Source organism: Shimia litoralis (assembly GCF_005518135.1).
Classification (GTDB): domain Bacteria; phylum Pseudomonadota; class Alphaproteobacteria; order Rhodobacterales; family Rhodobacteraceae; genus Shimia_E; species Shimia_E litoralis.
On the sequence record NZ_SULI01000078.1, the window covers coordinates 1 to 479 of the forward strand.

A 479-nucleotide genomic window follows, 5' to 3' on the forward strand; every position below is an offset into this window, starting at 1 on the left:
CAAACCTGTCCTAAAAAGCAGGACCACTTCAAACACAGCACTTAAACTGGCTTCTTGTGTGATCGTTGGCACTTTTTTGTCAGCATGTGTAGAAGATACAGGCTCGGCGATGTCAACGGTTACACCTGCGGATAAAGCTTGTTTAGCGGCAGTTGCTCAGACAACCGGCAACAGTGAAGTCCGTCTTTTGTCTTCCGAGTTCTCTGAAGCGGGGACTTTTGTCAAAGTTGGCGTTGGTCCTGATGCCGCACCTTGGCAGTGCATCGCATATAGTGATGGAGCGACGGATGCCATTATGTCTTTGACAAACGAAGGCTCTGCGTAAAAGGCCGGGCGGGTTAGGGCAATGCGCCCGACCCGTCCTTCGCACGAGATCGGCAATTTAGTGATTAAGGGTTCGGGCAGGTGAACGGGTTCTGTCGCAAAGTTTCGTACTGCATAAACGCGTGTAGGCGCGGGACACAGTTATCCTGCGAGGG

General features: G+C 52.0%; 1 protein-coding gene. It reads left to right on the top strand.

Going from position 1 to position 479, the window contains the following annotated elements:
* A partial coding sequence (locus FAP39_RS17735) for a hypothetical protein (RefSeq protein WP_246059253.1) occupies positions 1 to 325 on the top strand: 325 nt, incomplete at its 5' end.
* Between the last annotated feature and the right edge of the window lie 154 nt (positions 326 to 479).